The organism is Actinoplanes sp. CA-131856 (genome assembly GCF_050956135.1).
Classification (GTDB): domain Bacteria; phylum Actinomycetota; class Actinomycetes; order Mycobacteriales; family Micromonosporaceae; genus Actinoplanes.
The window spans coordinates 227,797-247,181 of record NZ_CP191849.1; the positions used below are offsets into that span (position 1 = coordinate 227,797).

19 protein-coding genes are annotated in these 19,385 nt (G+C 69.4%); 14 read left to right on the forward strand and 5 right to left on the reverse strand.

Annotation, left to right across the window (positions count from 1 at the left end; genetic code table 11):
* Positions 1-77: 77 nt before the first annotated feature.
* Together ACQP2X_RS01070 and ACQP2X_RS01075 are read left to right on the forward strand one after the other, a co-directional pair.
* On the forward strand, positions 78-4,484 hold the full coding sequence (locus tag ACQP2X_RS01070) for a HAMP domain-containing protein (protein WP_498693733.1): 4,407 nt from the start codon (positions 78-80) through the stop codon (positions 4,482-4,484).
* Positions 4,477-5,025, forward strand: coding sequence for a response regulator (locus ACQP2X_RS01075; RefSeq protein WP_097327821.1), 549 nt, complete (start codon positions 4,477-4,479; stop codon positions 5,023-5,025). The genes ACQP2X_RS01070 and ACQP2X_RS01075 overlap by 8 nt, the downstream gene beginning before the upstream one ends.
* Here ACQP2X_RS01075 and ACQP2X_RS01080 read toward each other — a convergent pair whose 3' ends face one another.
* From ACQP2X_RS01080 to ACQP2X_RS01090, 3 genes are read right to left on the reverse strand one after another with little or no spacing between them, the layout of a single operon-like run.
* Positions 5,026-5,373: a thioredoxin family protein gene (locus ACQP2X_RS01080; protein ID WP_498693734.1), complete on the reverse strand. Its 348-nt coding sequence runs from the start codon at positions 5,371-5,373 to the stop codon at positions 5,026-5,028.
* The gene (locus ACQP2X_RS01085; protein ID WP_498693736.1) at positions 5,346-5,729 is read right to left on the reverse strand and encodes a MerR family transcriptional regulator; all 384 of its coding nucleotides are present in this window, start codon (positions 5,727-5,729) and stop codon (positions 5,346-5,348) included. The genes ACQP2X_RS01080 and ACQP2X_RS01085 overlap by 28 nt, the downstream gene beginning before the upstream one ends.
* A gap of 59 nt (positions 5,730-5,788) precedes the next feature.
* The gene (locus ACQP2X_RS01090; RefSeq protein WP_097327824.1) at positions 5,789-6,115 is read right to left on the reverse strand and encodes an STAS domain-containing protein; all 327 of its coding nucleotides are present in this window, start codon (positions 6,113-6,115) and stop codon (positions 5,789-5,791) included.
* A 146-nt stretch (positions 6,116-6,261) separates the two neighbouring features.
* On the opposite strand from ACQP2X_RS01090, the gene hemL reads away from it, so the two are divergent.
* From hemL to ccsB, 6 genes are read left to right on the forward strand one after another with little or no spacing between them, the layout of a single operon-like run.
* Positions 6,262-7,596, forward strand: coding sequence for a glutamate-1-semialdehyde 2,1-aminomutase (gene hemL / locus ACQP2X_RS01095; protein WP_498693737.1), 1,335 nt, complete (start codon positions 6,262-6,264; stop codon positions 7,594-7,596).
* Positions 7,593-8,249 carry a histidine phosphatase family protein gene (locus tag ACQP2X_RS01100; RefSeq protein WP_498693738.1) on the forward strand — a complete coding sequence of 219 codons (657 nt, stop codon included), beginning with the start codon at positions 7,593-7,595 and terminating at the stop codon, positions 8,247-8,249. Before hemL ends, ACQP2X_RS01100 begins: the two co-directional genes overlap by 4 nt.
* Complete coding sequence (locus tag ACQP2X_RS01105; RefSeq protein ID WP_498693740.1) at positions 8,246-8,806, forward strand: TlpA disulfide reductase family protein; 561 nt, start codon at positions 8,246-8,248, stop codon at positions 8,804-8,806. The genes ACQP2X_RS01100 and ACQP2X_RS01105 overlap by 4 nt, the downstream gene beginning before the upstream one ends.
* On the forward strand, positions 8,806-9,612 hold the full coding sequence (locus ACQP2X_RS01110) for a cytochrome c biogenesis CcdA family protein (RefSeq protein WP_498693741.1): 807 nt from the start codon (positions 8,806-8,808) through the stop codon (positions 9,610-9,612). Before ACQP2X_RS01105 ends, ACQP2X_RS01110 begins: the two co-directional genes overlap by 1 nt.
* A complete protein-coding gene (gene resB / locus ACQP2X_RS01115; protein WP_498693743.1) occupies positions 9,609-11,216 on the forward strand; it encodes a cytochrome c biogenesis protein ResB in 1,608 nt (535 codons plus the stop codon). Before ACQP2X_RS01110 ends, resB begins: the two co-directional genes overlap by 4 nt.
* A complete protein-coding gene (ccsB, locus tag ACQP2X_RS01120) occupies positions 11,216-12,244 on the forward strand; it encodes a c-type cytochrome biogenesis protein CcsB (protein WP_498693744.1) in 1,029 nt (342 codons plus the stop codon). The genes resB and ccsB overlap by 1 nt, the downstream gene beginning before the upstream one ends.
* Here ccsB and ACQP2X_RS01125 read toward each other — a convergent pair.
* Positions 12,241-13,671 carry a hypothetical protein gene (locus ACQP2X_RS01125; protein WP_498693746.1) on the reverse strand — a complete coding sequence of 477 codons (1,431 nt, stop codon included), beginning with the start codon at positions 13,669-13,671 and terminating at the stop codon, positions 12,241-12,243. The genes ccsB and ACQP2X_RS01125 overlap by 4 nt on opposite strands.
* Before the next feature lie 114 nt (positions 13,672-13,785).
* Here ACQP2X_RS01125 and ACQP2X_RS01130 point away from each other — a divergent pair, with 114 nt between their 5' ends.
* The 5 genes from ACQP2X_RS01130 to ACQP2X_RS01150 are packed head-to-tail and all read left to right on the forward strand — an operon-like array spanning position 13,786 to position 18,416.
* Entirely contained in the window at positions 13,786-15,246 is a 1,461-nt protein-coding gene (locus ACQP2X_RS01130) for a menaquinone biosynthesis decarboxylase (RefSeq protein ID WP_498693747.1), read from the forward strand.
* Positions 15,243-16,139 carry a menaquinone biosynthesis prenyltransferase MqnP gene (mqnP, locus tag ACQP2X_RS01135; RefSeq protein WP_498693748.1) on the forward strand — a complete coding sequence of 299 codons (897 nt, stop codon included), beginning with the start codon at positions 15,243-15,245 and terminating at the stop codon, positions 16,137-16,139. Before ACQP2X_RS01130 ends, mqnP begins: the two co-directional genes overlap by 4 nt.
* A gap of 31 nt (positions 16,140-16,170) precedes the next feature.
* The gene (locus tag ACQP2X_RS01140) at positions 16,171-16,701 is read left to right on the forward strand and encodes a SigE family RNA polymerase sigma factor (protein WP_498693749.1); all 531 of its coding nucleotides are present in this window, start codon (positions 16,171-16,173) and stop codon (positions 16,699-16,701) included.
* Positions 16,685-17,761, forward strand: a complete 1,077-nt coding sequence (locus ACQP2X_RS01145; RefSeq protein WP_498693750.1) for a hypothetical protein — start codon at positions 16,685-16,687, stop codon at positions 17,759-17,761. The genes ACQP2X_RS01140 and ACQP2X_RS01145 overlap by 17 nt, the downstream gene beginning before the upstream one ends.
* 16 nt (positions 17,762-17,777) lie before the next feature.
* Complete coding sequence (locus ACQP2X_RS01150) at positions 17,778-18,416, forward strand: UbiX family flavin prenyltransferase (RefSeq protein ID WP_498693752.1); 639 nt, start codon at positions 17,778-17,780, stop codon at positions 18,414-18,416.
* On the opposite strand, the gene ACQP2X_RS01155 is transcribed toward ACQP2X_RS01150, so the two are convergent.
* A complete protein-coding gene (locus ACQP2X_RS01155) occupies positions 18,389-18,664 on the reverse strand; it encodes a BldC family transcriptional regulator (RefSeq protein ID WP_026206443.1) in 276 nt (91 codons plus the stop codon). The genes ACQP2X_RS01150 and ACQP2X_RS01155 overlap by 28 nt on opposite strands.
* 212 nt (positions 18,665-18,876) lie before the next feature.
* Here ACQP2X_RS01155 and ACQP2X_RS01160 point away from each other — a divergent pair, with 212 nt between their 5' ends.
* Positions 18,877-19,326: an Lrp/AsnC family transcriptional regulator gene (locus tag ACQP2X_RS01160; protein WP_097327836.1), complete on the forward strand. Its 450-nt coding sequence runs from the start codon at positions 18,877-18,879 to the stop codon at positions 19,324-19,326.
* Positions 19,327-19,385 lie beyond the last annotated feature (59 nt).

The window sequence follows — 19,385 nt, forward strand, 5'->3', positions numbered from 1 at the left end:
AGTCGTCTCTCGCATTGACCCGGTCGGGCGAGAGAGGATAGGGCGGCCCACAGAGTTGGACAGCGAGTGAGGACAGCATGACCGCCGCCAAGGAAGCCAGCGTCGGCGCGCCCGACGACACCGCCGTGCTCGGTGAGCTCGCCGACGCGCTCCGGCGGGTTCGCCGTGGTGATCTCAAGGTTCGGCTGCCCCGCCGGAGCGGGATGGCCGGCGAGGTCGCCGACGCGTTCAACGAGGTCGTGTCGCTGCAGGAGCGGCAGAACCTCGATCTGCGGCGCATCAGTCGCATCGTCGGACGGGACGGCCGGCTCACCGAGCGTCTCGACGACGAGGGTCTCGACGGGGCCTGGGCCGACAGCGTCCGATCGGTGAACGCCCTGATCGACGACCTTGGCCGGCCGACAACGGAGATCTCCCGGGTCATCGTGGCCGTCGCTGAGGGTGACCTCTCCCAGCACATGGCTCTCGAGATGGACGGGCGACCCCTTCGGGGTGAATTCCTCCGGATCGGCCGCACGGTGAACACGATGGTGGACCAGCTGTCGTCGTTCGCCGACGAGGTGACGCGGGTGGCCCGCGAGGTCGGCACCGAGGGCGAGCTCGGCGGTCAGGCCGACGTCCGCGGCGTCGCCGGCACGTGGAAGGACCTCACCGACTCGGTGAACACCATGGCGTCCAACCTGACCCACCAGGTGCGATCCATTTCACAGGTCGCCACGGCCATGGCCCGCGGCGACCTGTCGCAGAAGATCACGGTTTCCGCCCGGGGTGAGGTGGCCGAGCTGGCCGACACCATGAACGGCGTGACCGACACCCTGCGGCTGTTCGCCGAGCAGGTCACCCGGGTGGCCCGCGAGGTGGGCACCGAGGGCAAGCTGGGCGGTCAGGCCGAGGTGCCGAACGTGGCCGGCACGTGGAAGGACCTGACCGACTCGGTCAACTCGATGGCGTCGAACCTGACGAGCCAGGTCCGCAACATCGCCCAGGTCTCGACGGCGGTGGCCAAGGGCGACCTGTCGCAGAAGATCACGGTGGCCGCGCAGGGCGAGATCCTCGAGCTCAAGGACACCGTCAACACGATGGTCGACCAGCTGTCGTCGTTCGCCGACGAGGTGACCCGTGTGGCCCGCGAGGTCGGCACCGAGGGCAAGCTGGGCGGTCAGGCCCAGGTCCGCGGCGTTTCCGGCACGTGGCGCGAGCTCACCGAGAACGTGAACCAGCTGGCGGCCAACCTCACCGACCAGGTCCGCAACATCGCCCAGGTCTCCACGGCGGTGGCCAAGGGCGACCTGTCGCAGAAGATCACGGTCGACGCCCGCGGCGAGATGCTGGCGCTGAAGAACACCATGAACACGATGGTCGACCAGCTGTCGTCGTTCGCCGACGAGGTGACGCGGGTGGCCCGTGAGGTGGGCTCGGAGGGCAAGCTCGGCGGTCAGGCCCAGGTCAAGGGCGTCTCCGGCACCTGGCGCGATCTGACCGACAACGTGAACTACATGGCCTCGAACCTGACCAGTCAGGTGCGGAACATCGCCTCGGTCACCACGGCCGTGGCCAAGGGCGACCTCTCGCAGAAGATCACGGTCGACGCCCGCGGCGAGATCCTCGAGCTGAAGTCGACAGTCAACACGATGGTCGACCAGCTGTCGTCGTTCGCCGACGAGGTGACCCGGGTGGCCCGCGAGGTCGGCACCGAGGGCAAGCTGGGCGGTCAGGCCCAGGTCCGCGGCGTGGCCGGCACCTGGCGCGACCTGACCGACAACGTCAACTCGATGGCCTCGAACCTGACGGCCCAGGTCCGCAACATCGCCCAGGTCTCGACCGCCGTGGCCAAGGGTGACCTGTCGCAGAAGATCACGGTCGACGCGCAGGGCGAGATCCTCGAGCTGAAGTCGACAGTGAACACGATGGTCGACCAGCTGTCGTCGTTCGCCGACGAGGTGACGCGGGTGGCCCGCGAGGTCGGCTCGGAGGGCAAGCTGGGTGGTCAGGCTCAGGTGCGCGGCGTGGCCGGCACCTGGCGCGACCTGACCGACAACGTGAACTACATGGCCTCGAACCTGACGGCCCAGGTCCGCAACATCGCCTCGGTCACCACGGCCGTGGCCAAGGGTGACCTCTCGCAGAAGATCACGGTCGACGCCCGGGGCGAGATCCTCGAGCTCAAGGACACCGTGAACACCATGGTCGACCAGCTCTCCTCGTTCGCCACCGAGGTCACCCGGGTCGGCCGCGAGGTCGGCGTCGAGGGCAAGCTCGGCGGTCAGGCCCAGGTCAAGGGCGTCTCCGGCACGTGGCAGGACCTCACCGACAACGTCAACCAGCTCGCCTCCACGCTGACCATCCAGCTGCGCGCGATCGCCGAGGTGTCCACCGCCGTGACCCGCGGCGATCTGACCCAGAGCATCGCGGTCGAGGCGCAGGGCGAGGTCGCCGAGCTCAAGGACAACATCAACCAGATGATCGTCACCCTCCGGGAGACGACGAAGGCCAACGCCGAGCAGGGCTGGCTCGACTCCAACCTGGCCCGCATCGGCGGCCTGCTCCAGGGCCAGCGCGACCTCGGCGAGGTCTGCCGCATGATCATGACCGAGGTGACGCCGCTGGTCGACGCCCAGCTCGGCGCGTTCTTCCTGGTCGACAACGAGCAGGCGGTGATGCGGCTGCGGCTGGCCGCCTCGTACGGCTATGTGGCCCGCAACCACGAGGTGACCTTCGGTCCGGGTGAGGGCCTGGTCGGTCAGGCCGCGGTTTCCCGTCGTACGATCCGGGTCCGCGCCACTCACGACGGCATCCTCACGATGCGCTCCGGCCTCATGTCGATGCCGCCGAACGACCTGGTGGTCCTGCCGGTGCTGTTCGAGGGCGAGATGCTGGGTGTCATCGAGTTCGCCTCGGTGGCCGCCTTCTCCGGGTTGCATCTGACGTTCCTGGAGCGACTCGTCTCGACGATCGGGGTCGCTCTCAACACCATTCAGGCCAACCGGCGTACGGAGGAACTGCTCTCCCAATCGCAGCGTCTGGCCCGCGAGATGCAGGACCAGTCGGCCGAGCTCCAGCGCACCAACGCCGAGCTCGAGGACAAGGCGCAGCTGCTCAGCGAGCAGAAGGCGAACATCGAGACGAAGAACCGCGAGATCGAGCAGGCCCGGCGCGGCCTGGAGGAGAAGGCGCAGCAGCTGTCGCGCGCGAGCGCGTACAAGTCGGAGTTCCTGGCCAACATGAGCCACGAGCTGCGCACCCCGCTCAACTCGCTGCTGCTGCTGGCCCGGCTGCTGGCCGACAACGCCGACACCAACCTGACCGAGAAGCAGATCGAGTTCGCCCGCACGATCCACAGTGCCGGCTCCGACCTGCTGTCGCTGATCGACGACATCCTCGACCTCGCCAAGATCGAGGCGGGCCGGATGGACGTCGAGCCCGACCAGGTCGACTTCGACGGTGTGCGCAGCTACGTCGAGCAGGCGTTCGCGCCGCAGGCCGAGGAGAAGGGCCTCCAGTTCCGGGTCCAGGTCGAGACCGGGCTGCCGTCCTCGATCGTCACCGACCCGCAGCGGCTCCAGCAGATCCTGCGCAACCTGCTGTCGAACGCGGTGAAGTTCACCGACAAGGGATCGGTGACGCTGAACATCTTCGCGGCGCCGGCCAACACCGATTTCGAGGTGCCGGCCCTGGCCGCGGCCCAGCAGGTGATCGCGTTCTCGGTCAGCGACACCGGCATCGGCATCAACGACGAGAAGCTGGCCATCATCTTCGAGCCGTTCCAGCAGGCCGACGGCACGACGACCCGCAAATACGGCGGCACCGGCCTGGGCCTGTCGATCAGCCGCGACCTGGCCGCCCTGCTCGGTGGCACGATCGTGGTGTCGTCACGGCCGGGTGAGGGCTCGACCTTCACCCTCTACATGCCCGACGCGCTGAGCGCCGAGGGCATCCCGGCCATCGCCCTGCCGACCCTGCCCACCGCGACGGTGGTGGTGCAGCCGGCGGCGGCGTCGCTCGACATGCCGCTGATGGACATGCCGGTGCTCAGCCAGCGGGCCGACATCGAGAGCCACGTGGTCACCCCGGCCAGCCGCCAGCTCGACGGGGCCACGGTGCTGATCGTCGACGACGACGTCCGCAACGTGTTCGCCCTGACCAGCGCCCTCGAGATGCACGGCCTGAACGTCCTGTACTCGGACAACGGCGTCGACGGGGTCCGCGTGCTGGCCGAGCACCCCGAGATCGACATCGTGCTGATGGACGCCATGATGCCCGACCAGGACGGCTACGAGACGACCCGGGGAATCCGCCGAAACCAGCGCTTCCAGGACCTCCCGGTAGTGTTCCTGACGGCGAAGGCGATGCCCGGCGACCGGGAGTCGGCCCTCGCGGCGGGTGCGAGCGACTACATCACGAAGCCCGTCGACCTCGACGAGCTGATCGAGCTGATGGCCCGTTGGGTGAACGCGGACCCCGAGGAAAGGATCACGCGTGGCTGAGCGCGCCAAGGCCCTGCTCGTCGACGACCGGAAGGACAATCTGCTCGCGCTGGAAGCGATCCTCCAGGGCCTGCCGGTGACCCCGGTGGCCGTGCAGAGCGGCGAGGCGGCGCTGAAACAGCTGCTCACCGACGATTTCGCGGTCATCCTGCTCGACGCGCAGATGCCCAACATGGACGGCTTCGAGACGGCCAGCCACATCAAGCGGCGGGAACGGACCCGGCACGTGCCGATCCTGTTCCTGACCGCGGCCGACCGGGACGCGCAGCTGGCACTCCGGGGATACGCGGTGGGCGCGGTCGACTACCTGACCAAGCCGTTCGATCCGTGGGTGCTGCGGGCCAAGGTGTCCATCTTCGTCGAGCTGTGGACGAAATCGCAGCAGCTCAAGGCCCAGGGCGACGCGAGCCGCGAGCGCGAGGCGCAGTGGCAGCGGCTCACCGAGACGGTCGACGAGGCGGCCCGGGTGCTGCGCTCCGGCGGCGACGACGCCGCCGCCGAAGCGCTGGCCCTGCTGGAGAAGGCCCGTTGGGGCAACTAACTAGACATTGGCGTACGGGGTGATGGCGCTGGCCAGGAGCTGTCGGAGCACCGACTTCGGTCGGGCACCGACGGTCGAGGAGGTCAGCGTCCCGTTCTCGTAGATCAGCAACGTCGGCAGCGACATGATCCGGTGGGCGCGGGCCGTCTCCGGGTTCTCGTCGGCGTTGAGCGTGTAGATCCGCAGCTTGCCGGCGAACTCCGGGGCGAGCTCGGCCAGGGCGCGAGCCATCGGGCCGCACGGTGGGCACCATTCGGCCCAGACGTCGACAACGACGGGCGTGGTGGCGGCGCGGATGGTCTCCGCGAAGGTCTGGTCGGTCAGGGCTGGCAGGTCATGGTCTGGCACAGGGACTCCTCGACGGCCTCGTTGAGCTGGGCGTGCAGACGCTGCCGGATGTCCGTGAGCTGGCCGATGTAGCCGTCCACTTCGGCCAGCTTGCGGCGCAGCACCTCGACCGAGTCGGGGCACACATGGCCCAGCTCGTTTCCGGCTCGCAGGCACGCGACGAAGGGCTTGATGTCCTCGAGACCGAAGCCGACGGCGAGCAGCGAGCGGATCTCATGTACGACGCGCAGCTCGGCGTCGTCGTACTGGCGATATCCGTTCGCGTCCCGCCCGGCGTGGACCAGACCGTGCTGCTCGTAGTAGCGCAGCGTCCGCGTGCTGGTGCCGGCCTTCTCGGCCAGCTCTCCGATCAACATCCGGCGCCCCCTCGTCCGTCACCAGACGTTAGGCATTGACACCGGTGTCAAAGCAACCCCTAAGCGGTGCTGCTGATCATGAGGGCGCTGCGGAGGCCGGTGATATCCAGCACTCGCATGAGGAAGTCGCCGACGTTGGCCAGGGCCAGCACCGCGCGGGCGTGCTGGGCCTTGCGGCTGAGCACGACCAGCGTGCCCAGGCCCTGTGAGTCGCAGAACGTGACACCGGCCATGTCCAGCACGATGCGGGCGGGCGGTTCGGCGAGCACTTCGTTGACGAGCGTCGACAGATTATTGACCGTGAGCACGTCGATCTCCCCGGCGAGGTGGAAGACGACCTCGTCGGGGGCTCGCTGAACCGTGATCGACAGTTCGGGTCGCTCCACCGGGTCAGCCTATCGCCTATGCACCGGTTCGGCCCGTCGGGCGCGTGCGTAACCGGGCGTTACGGACATCCCCGTGTGCCCCTTTGCGGCATCCTCGGGTGATGTGAGGAACCCTCTTGAGATTCTCGCCCGAGCGCGCTGACACAATGGGAGCCGCTGTGACCACCTCATACCGCGCCGAGGGCCTCCCCTACCCGGAGGACGCCCCGGCTTCCCAGGCCCTGTTCGACCGCGCCCAGGCCATCGTGCCGGGCGGGGTCAATTCACCCGTGCGTGCGTTCCGAGCGGTCGGTGGCACGCCCCGATTCATGGCGCACGGCTCGGGTCCGTGGCTCACCGACGCCGACGGGCGGCGCTACGTCGACCTGGTCTGCTCGTGGGGCCCGCTCATCCACGGCCACGCGCATCCCGAGGTCATCGCCGCGATCCAGGCCGCCGCCGCCCGCGGCACCAGCTTCGGCACGCCCACCGCGGGCGAGGTCGACCTGGCCGAGGAGATCGTCCGGCGCACCGCCGTCGACGAGGTCCGCCTGGTCAACTCGGGCACCGAGGCCACCATGTCGGCCATCCGGCTGGCCCGCGGCTTCACCGGCCGCTCCAAGATCGTGAAGTTCGCCGGCTGCTACCACGGGCACGTCGACGCCCTGCTGGCCGCGGCCGGCTCGGGCGTGGCCACCCTGGGGCTGCCCGACTCGCCCGGCGTCACCGGCGCCGCCGCGAGCGAGACGCTCGTGTTGCCGTACAACGACGTCTCGGCCGTCGAGGCCGTCTTCCGGGAGAACGGCGGCGAGATCGCCGCGATCATCACCGAGGCCGCCGCCGGCAACATGGGCGTCGTCGCCCCGCGCGAGGGCTTCAACCAGCGGCTGGCCGAGATCGCCCACGCGCACGGCGCGCTGCTGATCGTCGACGAGGTGATGACCGGGTTCCGGGTCTCGGCCGGTGGCTGGGCCGGGCTCGACCCGGTCGACGCCGACCTGTTCACCTTCGGCAAGGTGATGGGTGGCGGCCTGCCCGCGGCCGCGTTCGGCGGGCGGCGCGACGTGATGTCGCGGCTCGCCCCGGCCGGCCCGGTCTACCAGGCCGGCACGCTGTCGGGTAACCCGCTGGCCTGCGCGGCCGGGCTCGCCTCGCTGCGGCTGGCCGACGAGGCGGTCTACAAGCGGCTCGACGAGCTGTCGGCCACGATCGGCGCGCTCGCCTCGGACGAGCTGACCAAGGCCGGCGTGCCGCACCGGCTGTCCTTCGCCGGCAACATGTTCTCGATCTTCTTCACCGAGGTCGACGTGGTCGACTACGACTCGGCCAAGACGCAGGACGCCGGGGCGTTCAAGGCGTTCTTCCACGAGATGCTGTCGCGCGGGGTCTACCTGCCGCCGAGCGCGTTCGAGTCGTGGTTCGTGTCGACCGCGATCGACGACGCGGCGCTGGAGCAGATCGCGACGGCGCTTCCGTACGCAGCGAGGGCGGCCGCACGATGAGCGAGTCCACGAAGACCACGGTGCACGTGCTGCGCCACGGCGAGGTCCACAACCCGGGCAAGATCCTGTACGGCCGCTTGCCCGACTTCCACCTCTCCGAGCTGGGCAAGCAGATGGCCAAGGCGGCGGCCGAGGCCCTCAAGGACCGCGACGTGACCTACGTGGTCTCCAGCCCTCTCGAGCGGGCACAGGAGACGGCGGCGCCGATCGCGGCCGAGTTCGACCTCGAGATCGCCACCGACGTGCGGCTGATCGAGAGCTCGAACTTCTTCGAGGGCAAGAAGGTGTCGGTCGGCGACGGCGCGTTCAGCAACCCGCGGCACTGGTGGGTGCTGCGCGACCCGATCACCCCGTCCTGGGGTGAGGCGTACATCGTGATCGCGCAGCGCATGTTCGCCGCGGTCCAGGCGGCCCGGGTCGCCGCCGAGGGCCACGAGGCCGTCTGCATCTCGCACCAACTGCCCATCTGGACGCTTCGGCGCTACGTGGAGAAGAAGCGGCTCTGGCACGATCCGCGTAAGCGGCAGTGCGGGCTGGCCAGCCTCACCTCGTTCCACTTCGAAGACTCCAGGATCGTCGGAATCGACTATTCCGAGCCGGCCGCCCACCTGGTGGCCCTGTCCGCGACAGCCAAGACCGCCAAGGGAGCTTGACCGTGCGCCGCCTCGCCATCGTCCTGGCCACCGCCGTCCTCTCGGCCGGTGCGTTAGCCGGGTGCGGCGGGGACAGCTGGGCCGACAAGTGCTCCACGGCCGACGGCGTCGTCGACTGCGCCCCTGACCAGCGCACGCCGGTCAAGGAGGTCAAGGGCGAACTTCTCGACGGCAAGCAGTACGACCTCAAGAGCGACCTGGGCAAGGTGGTCGTGGTCAACTTCTGGGGCTCGTGGTGCGCGCCGTGCCGGGCCGAGGCCGACGACCTGGAGAAGACGTACCAGTCGACCAAGGCGCAGAACGTGACCTTCGTGGGCGTCAACACGCGTGACGACCGGGACGCGGCCATCCAGTTCGAGCGCAACCGGGTGACGTACCCCAGCATCTACGACGTCGACGGCAAGGTCGCGCTCCAGTTCGACGTGACGCAGACCAGCACGCCGGCCACGCTGATCATCGACCGCCAGGGCCGGATCGCCGTGGCGATCCGCCAGGCCACCACGGTGACCCAGTTGCAGCCCCTGGTGGAAAAGGTGGCCGCGGAGGGGAACGGCTGATGGGCGAGCAGTTCGCGTCGATCGCCACCGGGGGTCCGCTGATCCTGGGCCTGGCCGTGGCCGCGATCGCCGGCCTGGTCAGCATCCTGTCGCCCTGTGTCCTGCCCCTTCTGCCGGGTTACCTGTCCTACGTGACGGGCCTGGCCGGGTCGGACCTCGACTCGCGGCAGGAGAGCTCGCAGCCCGAAGGCGCGGCGGGCGGCGTCGCGACCCTGACCCGCATCCGGTCGAAGGGCCGGGTGCTGGCCGGGACGAGCCTGTTCGTGCTCGGCTTCGCGGTCGTCTTCATCCTGCTCAACGTGGTCGTGGTGAACGCCGGCTTCCTGATCCGCCACCAGGACGCGCTCAACGTCACCCTCGGCGTGCTGATCATCGTGCTCGGTCTCGGCTATCTCGGCTGGATCCCGGGACTTCAGCGCGAGCTGCGCATCACCAAGCTTCCGGCGGCCGGCCTGGTCGGCGCGCCGATCTTCGGGGCGATCTTCGCGATCTCGTGGGCGCCCTGCGTGGGGCCGACGCTCGGCGCGGTCATGGCCATGGGCATGACCTCGGGTCAGACCGACCGGGCCGTGCTGCTCGCCGTGGCGTACAGCCTGGGCCTGGGTCTTCCGTTTGTGCTCTTCGGTCTTTTCTTCAGCAAGCTGATCGGGGTCTTCCGGGCGATCCGCCGCAACAGCCGCTGGGTCACCCGGGTCGGCGGGGTGCTGCTGATCCTGGTCGGTCTCGCGCTCGTCACCGGCGGCTGGAACGACTTCCTGATCTGGCTGAAGACGACCTTCGACCTCGGAGCGGAGGGCATCCTGTGACGATCGTCGAGGAGCGGGAGGCGCCGCCCGCCGCCCCGCCGCCCCGCCGGGGAAACCGGGTGTGGGCGCTGCTGCGCAACTCGTGGCGGCAACTGACCAGCATGCGTACGGCGCTGGTGTTGCTCTTCCTGCTGGCCGTCGCCGCGATTCCGGGCTCGGTCTTCCCGCAGCGTGCGGTGAACGCGGAAAAGGTCACTCAGTACTACACGGCGCACCCGGAACTGGCGCCGTGGCTGGAGAAGGTCGGCGGCTTCGAGGTGTACGCCTCGCCGTGGTTCGCCTCGATCTATCTGCTCCTGTTCGTCTCGCTGATCGGCTGCGTCGTGCCGCGGCTGATCGACCACGTGCGCGCGCTGCGGATCGCCGTGCCGGACGCGCCGAAGCGCTTCGGGCGCCTGCCGCAGCACAGCGACGAGTGGACCAGCTCGCAGGAGCCGGCCGCGGCCGCCGCGGTGATCGCCCAGCAATTGCGCAAGCGCCGATTCCGCACCAAAGTGCGCGAACAGGACGACGGAAGCTTCACCGTCTCGGCCGAGAAGGGCTATCTCAAGGAGACCGGCAACCTTCTCTTCCACATCAGCATGCTGGCCGTGCTGATCGGTGTGGGCTTCGGTCACTGGTACGGCTGGCACGGCAACCGCATCCTCGTCGGCGGCGCCGGCCAGGGCTTCTGCAACTCGCTGGTCCAGTACGACGACTCGACGCTGGGCCCGCGGGTCACCGCGGCCGATCTGCCGGACTTCTGCCTCAAGTTGACCGACTTCGACGCCACCTTCCAGAGCACCGGCCAGCCCAAGACGTTCTCGGCGACCGTCTCGGTCACCCAGGACGGCGGACCGGCCGAGACGCGCAAGTTCACCGTGAACGACCCGCTGCGGCTCAACGGCGCCAGCGTCCACCTGCTCGGCCACGGATACGCGCCGATCCTGCGCTACACCGACCGGTACGGGGTCGCACAGACCAAGGTCGTGCCGTTCCTGCCGGTCGACGCGATGCAGACCAGCGAGGGTGTCGCGCAGTTCCCGGACGTCAACATCGATCCCCAGACCGGCAAGCGGGACAACAAGCTCCAGATAGCCTTCGAGGGCCGATATCTGCCGACCGTGGCCAAGGACGGCAGCGCCACCTCGGCCTTCCCGGCCGAGAACGACCCCGCCCTCTACCTCACCGCCTATCAGGGCGACCTCGGCCTCGACGTGGGCACGCCGCGCTCGGTGTACTCGCTCGACCAGGGCCAGATCGCCACCGGAGAGCTGAAGAACATCACCGGCGCCCGGCCCCACCCGCTGCGGGTCGGCGAGACGTGGACCCTGGACGACGGCAGCAAGCTGGAGTTCCTCGGCACGCGGCCGTTCGCCACGCTCTCCATCCGGCACGACCCCACGCAGTCGCTGGCCCTCGTCGGCGCCGTCCTGGGTCTGGCCGGTCTCATGCTCTCGCTGTGGGGGCAGCGGCGCCGCGTCTGGTTCCGCGCCCTGCCAGGTACGCCGGCATCGTCCGGCGGTACGTTGTTGGTGGCCGGTGGGCTGCCGCGCACCGACTATCCCGGTTTTCCCGATGAATTCGCATCTTTGGTCAAAACCGCCGAGGAAGGGACGTCCTGATGGCGGAGCTGTCTAATCAATTGTTGGCCGCCGCTGTCCTGGCGTACCTGTTCGCGATGATCTGCTACGCGGGGGAGTACGCGTTCGGCAAGCGCAGCCACATCGGCAAGGCGGCGGCGCGCCCGGCCCGTCAGCTGGTGGGCGCGGGTGCTCCCGTTTCGTCTTCCGAGCCGCCCGTCTCCGCCGAGCCGCCCGTCTCCGCCGAGCCGCCCGTCTCCGCCGAGCCGCCCGTCTCCTCCGAGCCGCCCGTGCCTGTCCGGCGTGACCGGGCTGAGCTGACCGGGCGGATCGCGGTCGGCCTCAACGTGCTCGCGCTGCTGCTCCACCTCGGCGCCCTGGTCACCCGCGGTGTCGCGGCCGACCGCATGCCGTGGGGCAACATGTACGAGTACATCCTGTCGACGACCTTCGTCGCCTCGGCGGTGTGGGCGGGCGTCGTCCTGACCCGCCCGAAGGTGCGCCATCTGGGCCTGTTCGCCACGCTGGCCCTGGTCGTGATGCTCGGCGCGGCCAGCCTCATCGCGTACACGCCGGTCGGCCCGCTGGTGCCGGCATTGAACTCGTACTGGTTCATCATCCACGTCTCGACGGTCATCATCGGCTCCGGCATCTTCCTGATCGGCGCCGTGCCGGCCGCGATGTTCCTCATCCGCAACGGCTACGACGAGGGCAAGCGCAGCTTCCCGTACACGCTGGGCAAGCGGGTGCCCGAGGCCGCGCTGCTGGAGCGGCTGACGTTCCGCCTGCACGCGTTCGCCTTCCCGCTGTTCACCTTCGGCGCCCTGATCGCCGGCCCGATCTGGGCCGAGGCGTCGTGGGGGCGCTACTGGGGCTGGGACCCCAAGGAGGTGTGGGCGTTCATCTCCTGGATCGTCTACGCCGGATATCTGCACGCGCGGGCCACGCCCAGCGTGAAGCGGACGGTGGCGACGTGGATCGCGCTGATCGGCTTCGTGACCATGCTGATGAACCTGTTCGGGGTCAACCTGTTCTTCGAGGGCCTGCACTCGTACGCCAACGCGGGCTAATCGAGCAGATCACCAAGGAGCCGGGGCTTTTGCCCCGGCTCTTTCTGCTTTCCGGGCCCCTCAGCCACCGGACGCGGCCCGCCGTGGGCCGGCCCGCTCTTTGGCGGCCCGCTCTGGGGCGGCCCGCTCTGGGGCGGCGCGCCGTGGGTCGGCTGATCGTGGATGGGCCTGCCGTGGGTTGGCTGGTTATGGCTTGGTCCGAGGTGGGTTGGCAGGCCGTGGGTCGACCCGGCGCGGTTCGGCGCGTCGAGGGCTGACCCGGCGTGGGCCGGCTTGTCGTGGGTCGGCGCGTTGGAGCCCGGCGCGGTGGAACCGGACGCGGTGGAGCCTGGCGCGGTAGAACGGGACGCGGTGGAGCCCGGCGCGGTGGAACCGGACGCGGTGGAGCCCAGCGCGGTAGAACGGGACGCGGTGGAGCCTGGCGCGGTGGAGGCCTGTGTGCCGGTGGCCGGCTCTATGTGGGTCGGCTCGCCCACCACGTCGGCGTCGCCCAGTGGTAGCGGTGGTGCGGGAGGGGGCGCGGAGCGCAGCAGGCCGCCCTGGTTGCGGGAGCAGTCGCCGGCCGTCCAGGTGTCGTACCTGGTGCGCCAATCCAGGCAAAAGCCGCCGCGCTGCTGGCGCTGGGCGGGGTCGGTGCCGGTCAAGGTGGGCACGTCCTCACGCCAGAGGCGGGGTTCGCCGCCGTCGCCGGGGCGCAGCCGTACGTTGTCGACGGTCACCGGGGGCACGTCGATCAGGCCGGGGCGGCCGGCGTCGACGTGCACCTCGACGTACTGCTCCATCACGGCCGTGGTGCCGATCGGGATGCGCTGGGCGGTGAGCAGGTTCCAGCGGTTGCCCCACCAGAGCCAGGCGCTCCACACCCCGCCCGGGTCGCTGTGCAGGTCGAGCCAGACCTTGTCGCCGGGCCTCAAGGCGTACTGGTCGTAGAACTGCCAGGTCTTGGTGTTGGTGTTGAAGGTGTAGATGTGCTGCCGTCCGGGGCCGGACCAGCCCGTCTCGGCCCAGCCGGCCTCGAGCCAGGTGATGACGCCGCGGCCCATGTTGCGCTTGACCATGAAGCGGCCGGCCACGAAGTCGTACGAGCGCGGCCGGATCGAGCCGTCGACGATCGACATGCGGCCGGAGATGCCGGCCCACTCGCCGCCGGTGTTGGCGCCCAGATGGTGATAACCGCTGGGCGTGAAGCCGGCCTCACCCCGTCGCGGAAGCCGCACCCCCGACTCGACGATTGGGCCGGTCGCCGCCCGGCACGCACCCGGGGCGCCGGGGCCGGCGGGCGTCGTGGGTGGTCGAGTCGAGCGCTCGGCCGGTGGGCAGGCCGGCAGAGAGTCGTGCCTTCCGGCGGAGACGGCCGGGGTCGCGCTGATCAGCGCGGTGGCCAGTCCTGCCGCGACACACCAGCGCGCCACGTTGCGGACCTTCACCGGGCACCTCCGCTCCAAGGGAACAATCGCCCACTCCAACTCGAATCGGACATCGCGAGTGACGGTGATCGCCCCGGCTCGGCACTGCCGGAGCCGTGGTGAAGACTGGTGTGCATGGCGCCGCGTGGGTTTCCCTATGAAGATCTGCAAAGCTTCGTCGCCGCTCTCGAGGCGGCCGGTGAGCTGCGGCGGGTGACCGTTCCGGTCGACCCGACGCTGGAGATCAGCGAGGTGGTGACGCGCACGGTTCGGGCCGGTGGCCCGGCGCTGCTGTTCGAGCGGCCGACCCGGGGTGACATGCCCGTGGCGATCAACCTGTTCGGCACCGAGAAGCGCATGGCCATAGCCCTCGGGGTCGACTCGCTCGACGAGGTGGGCGACCGCATCGGCGCCATGCTCAAACCCGAGCTCCCGGTCGGCTGGTCCGGCATCCGTGAGGGCATCGGCAAGGTGCTCCAGCTCAAGTCGCTGCCGCCCCGCAAGGTCAAGACCGCTCCCTGCCAGGAGGTGGTGCTCAAGGGCGACGAGGTCGACCTCGACCTGCTGCCCGGCCTTCAGGTCTGGCCCGGCGACGGCGGCATCTTCCACAACTTCGGGCTCACCCACACCAAGCACCCCGAGACCGGCAAGCGCAACCTGGGGCTCTACCGCCTTCAGCAGCACTCCCGGAACACGCTCGGCATGCACTGGCAGATCCACAAGGACTCGACCGCTCATCACGCGGTGGCCGAGCGTCTGGGGCAGCGTCTGCCGGTCGCCATCGCGATCGGCTGTGACCCCGTGGTGTCGTACTCGGCAAGCGCTCCTCTCCCGTCCGACATCGACGAATATCTTTTCGCGGGTTTCCTGCGCGGCGAGCGGGTCGAGATGGTGGACTGCCTGACGGTCCCGCTCCAGGTGCCGGCGAACGCCCAGATCATCCTCGAGGGCTACATCGAGCCCGGGGAGCGGCTGCCCGAGGGCCCGTTCGGCGATCACACCGGCTTCTACACGCCGGTTGAACCTTTCCCGGTGCTGCACGTCGAGACAATGACGATGCGCAAGAAGCCGATCTACCACTCGATCATCACGTCGAAGCCGCCGCAGGAGGACCACGGCCTGGGCAAGGCGACGGAGCGTATCTTCCTGCCCCTGCTGCGGATGCTGATCCCCGACATCGTCGACTACGACCTGCCGGCGGCCGGCGTCTTCCACAACTGCGCGATCGTCTCGATCCGCAAGCGGTACCCGAAGCACGCCCAGAAGATCATGAACGCGATCTGGGGCGCCCACCTCATGTCGCTGACCAAGCTCATCGTGGTCGTCGACGAGGACTGCGACGTCCACGACTACAACGAGGTCGCGTTCCGGGCCTTCGGCAACGTCGACTACGACCGCGACCTGATGCTGAACCAGGGGCCCGTCGACCACCTCGACCACGCCTCCTACCAGCAGTTCTGGGGCGGCAAGGCCGGCATCGACGCCACCCGTAAGCTGCCGAGCGAGGGCTACACGCGGGGCTGGCCGGAAGAGATGACGATGTCGCCCGAGGTCGTGGGCCTGGTGGACAAACGCTGGAAGGAATACGGCATATGACAGCGGTCGCCGCGGTCCCGGAGAAGCCGGGCAAAGTGAAGTCGTTCCTGCGGCTGGTCGCCATCGAGCACTCGGTCTTCGCGCTGCCGTTCGCCTATCTGTCGGCCGCTGTCGCGCTCGACCGCGAGGGCACCGGCATCCACTGGTTCGACCTGCTGCTCATCACGATCGCGATGGTCTCGGGCCGGACGTTCGCGATGGCGGCCAACCGGATCCTCGACCGCAAGATCGACGCGCAGAACCCGCGGACCCGCAACCGCGAGCTGGTGACAGGGGCGGTTTCCCCGCGTACGGCCTGGACGGGCGCGATCGTCTCGCTGGTGGTCATGGCCGTCGCGGCCGGGCTGCTCAACTGGCTCTGCCTGGTGCTCTTCCCGCTGGCCGTGATTCCGCTGGTTGTCTATCCGTACGCCAAGCGCTTCACGAACTTCCCGCATTATGTGCTGGCCCTGGCCCAGGCGGTGGCCCCGGTCGGCGCCTGGCTCGGCATCACCGGCACGTTCTCCGGATCGGGCCCGGCCTGGCTGCTCGGCGTCGCGGTCGGCCTCTGGATCGGCGGCTTCGACATCATCTACGCCTGCCAGGACGTGGAGATCGACCGCAAGATCGGTGTGCACTCGACGCCGGCCCGCTTCGGCGTGCGCACGGCCCTGCACATCTCGACCGCCACCCACGTGGTGACGTTCGCGCTGTTCGTCTGGTTCGGTCAGGTCGCCGGCCTGAGCTGGCTCTGGTGGATCGGCCTGGCGCTGACCGCGGCCGCCTTCGTCTATCAGCACGTCGTCGTGACGCCGAACGACCTCTCCAAGGTCAACCGGGCCTTCTTCACGGCCAACGGCTTCGTCGGCATCGCGCTGTTCCTCTTCGCCCTGCTCGATCTGATTCTCCTGTAACCCCCGGGGCATCGGCCTCCGTCTAATCCGCGTGAGCGACAAAGAGGCCGAGTTCCGGGAGTTCGTCGGCGCGCAGATGGAGTCTCTGCGCGGGCTGGCCTACCTCACGTGCGGCGACTGGCAGGTGGCCGAGGACGCGGTCCTCGCGGCGCTGGCCCGGCTGTACGTGAAGTGGAACCGGGTCGATAAACCAGACATTTACGCCCGTACGGCGGTGGTCCGCGCCGCCATCGACGAAACCCGCCGGCCGTGGTGGCGGCGCGAGCAGTCCCACAGCCACGCCGCCCTGCCCGAGCGGATCGCGGCCGACCCGGCCCCCGGCGTCGACGACCGCGTCCAGCTGCGGCAGGCGCTGTTGCGCGTCCCGGTGAAGCAGCGAGCGGTGCTGGTCCTGCGCTTCCTGGAGGGCCTGAGCGTCCAGCAGACCGCGGCCGCCCTGCGCTGCCCGGAGGGCACGGTCAAGGCCTACACGGCCCGGGGACTCGACGTGCTGCGCCGCGTCCTCGGCGTTGACCTCGATATCGACGAGCGGACCGGAGGCCGTCATGAAGCAGCTGTCTGACCTGATGGAAGAGGCCGCCCGCCAGGACGCGCCGCCGCTGCGCCACTCCGTCGACGACGTGGTGAGCGCGGGCAAGCGCCGGAAGATCCGCCGGAACGCCGGGTGGGCGTCTGTGGTCGCGGTGGCGGTAGCCGCCGCGATCGGGGTGCCACAGGCCCTCACCCCGCGCGCCGTCGAGCCGGCGCCGCCGCCGGCCGCGCCCGCCACCGTGACCTCCGCGCCCCCGGTCGTCGCGGCGCCCAAGGTGGCGTACCGCTTCAAGGGTTTCGCGGCCGGGAAGTTCCGGGTCGCCGATCCGAGCGCCTGGCGGCTCGCCGACCAGCACGCCGACATTCTCCGGGGCGCCGAGAGCGTCGGCACGTTGACCGTCTACAACGACGGGGTCGATCCTCGTCGCGTATACCGGGACGGCACGATCACCAAGATCGACCCGATTGGTGGCCACTCCGCCGTTCGGATCGCGCTGGCGGACGGAGGGGCGGCCGGCCCGATGCTGGCCTGGGAGTACGAGAAAGGCGCCTGGGCCATGGTGGCACTTCGGGAACCGGGCACCGAACACGACGCACGGCAGGTGGCCGAGGCCTTCCGGTCCTCGCCGGCCTACGACGTCACCATTCCGTTTCGGGCGAGCTCCGTGCCGTCGGGCTACCGGATCATGTCGGTCGCCGTCAGTGGGGACGACGTGACGGTGCTGGTCGCGCCGGCGGAGGTGGTCCGGCTGATGCTGCTCGACCCGGACCGTCAATATCCGTCCGCCAAGTTCGGCAACACGTTCCCCGGCCTGTCGTTCGATCTCCATCCGCGGGCTACGGGCTATCTGAAGCCGACGGGGACGAAGGTCGTCTGTGAGACGTACGAGAATGCCGTGAACGGCCAGCCCTGCGCGAAACTGGCCGCACAGGGCCGGTATGTCGTCGAGGCGCACAGCACACCGAAGTCGAAGCGAGCGGAGGCGATCGCTCTGCTGGCCGGCGTCACGGTGGCCGACCCGGCCGATTCGTCGGCCTGGTACCCGCTGGAGAAGGCATTCCCGGCATCGGCTCAGCCGTTCCGGGACTGACGGGCACACTTGAGGCATGCGTGAACCCTGGATCGTCGGTGTCTCAGGGGCGTCCGGTACGCCGTACGCCAAAGCGGTCTTGACCTCGCTCCTGGACGCCGGCGAGGCGGTCGACCTGGTCATCTCGCGGGCGGCCCGGCTGACCCTGCTCGACGAGACCGGGGCGACCGTGCGGGACGCGCACTGGAAGGACGACCTCGGCGCGTGGCTCGCGCGCGATCTGGGTGACCTGACATATTGGCCGGCCGGTGACCTGGCGGCCGGGCCGAGCAGCGGCTCGTACCCGGCCAAGGGCATGATCGTGGTGCCGGCCAGCACCGCGGCCTGCGCCGGCATCGCCATCGGGCTGTCCAAGGACCTGCTCCAGCGGGCGGCCGAGGTCAACCTCAAGGAACGGCGACGCACGGTGATCGTGCCGCGGGAAACCCCCGTCACGCGCAGTCACCTCGAGCATCTGATTGCTCTGCTCGACGCCGGTGCGGTCGTCCTGCCGGCGAGCCCCGGGTTCTACGGCTCCGGGGCTCAGGCGACCGCGCAGCAGCTCATCGACTTCGTGGCGGGCAAAGCGCTGGACGCTCTTGGCGTACCCCACACGCTTCTGACCCGTTGGAAGGGTGAGCTGAATGCTCAGCGCAACCCGTTGGGCGGGCCGTAACCCATGCCCGGATTGCTCGGTCCGGCATTACGGGGCCGGTTGGCGGCGTCGTCCTCGCGCATTTCCTCGACCACGCCATCGCCCTCCAGAAGGGCCCTGACCTCGGATTCGCGAAACCGGCGGTGGCCACCCGGAGTGCGGATGCTGCCGATGCGCCCGGCGGCCGCCCAGCGCGTGACCGTCTTCGGGTCGACGCGGAACAGCGCGGCCACCTCGCCCGGTGTCAGCAGACGATCTCCAGTGTCCACAACCCCCTCCTCGCGTCGGTGTTCTGGAGCGGCCGTGATCACGGTGAGTGTCGGCGTGCTCGATCGGGACGTAAAGCCATTAGAGCATTGCCCCGGAACCGAGTCCCTGGAATGCGGAAAAAGCCCTAATTGCGACAGTGATCGTTATCCTGCCGACGATTCATCGCTACCGGGCGTGAGTAGCGATCTGCCACCCGATTAGGGTCATCAGCATGGACTCCATCGACCTGCGGCTGATCGAGCTGCTACGGGAGAACGCGCGCTCGTCGTACGCGGAGCTCGCCCGCAAGGTCGGGCTGTCGGCGCCCGCCGTGCACGAGCGCGTCGGCAAGCTCGAAGCGGCCGGCACCATCCGCGGATATCGGGCCGAGGTCGACCACGAGGCGCTGGGGCTGGGCGTCACCGCGCTCATCGGCATCATCGAGGACTCCGGGGCCGACACCGACGACGTGCTGGCCGCGGTGCGCGCGATGCCCGAGGTGGAGAGCTGCTACTTCATGGCCGGCGTGGAGTCGTACCAGCTGACCGTGCGGGTCGGGACGATCGCCGAGCTGGAACAGCTGATCGTCCGGATCAATCGCACACCGGGCGTCGCCTCGACCCGTACGGCCATCGCTCTGTCCACGAAGTGGGAGAACCGGCCCCAGCCCGGCCTGGCTTAGGGTTCCGCCCCGGCCGGGCGCGGGTTCCGCCCCGGCCGGGCGCGCCGTCTGGCAGGGTG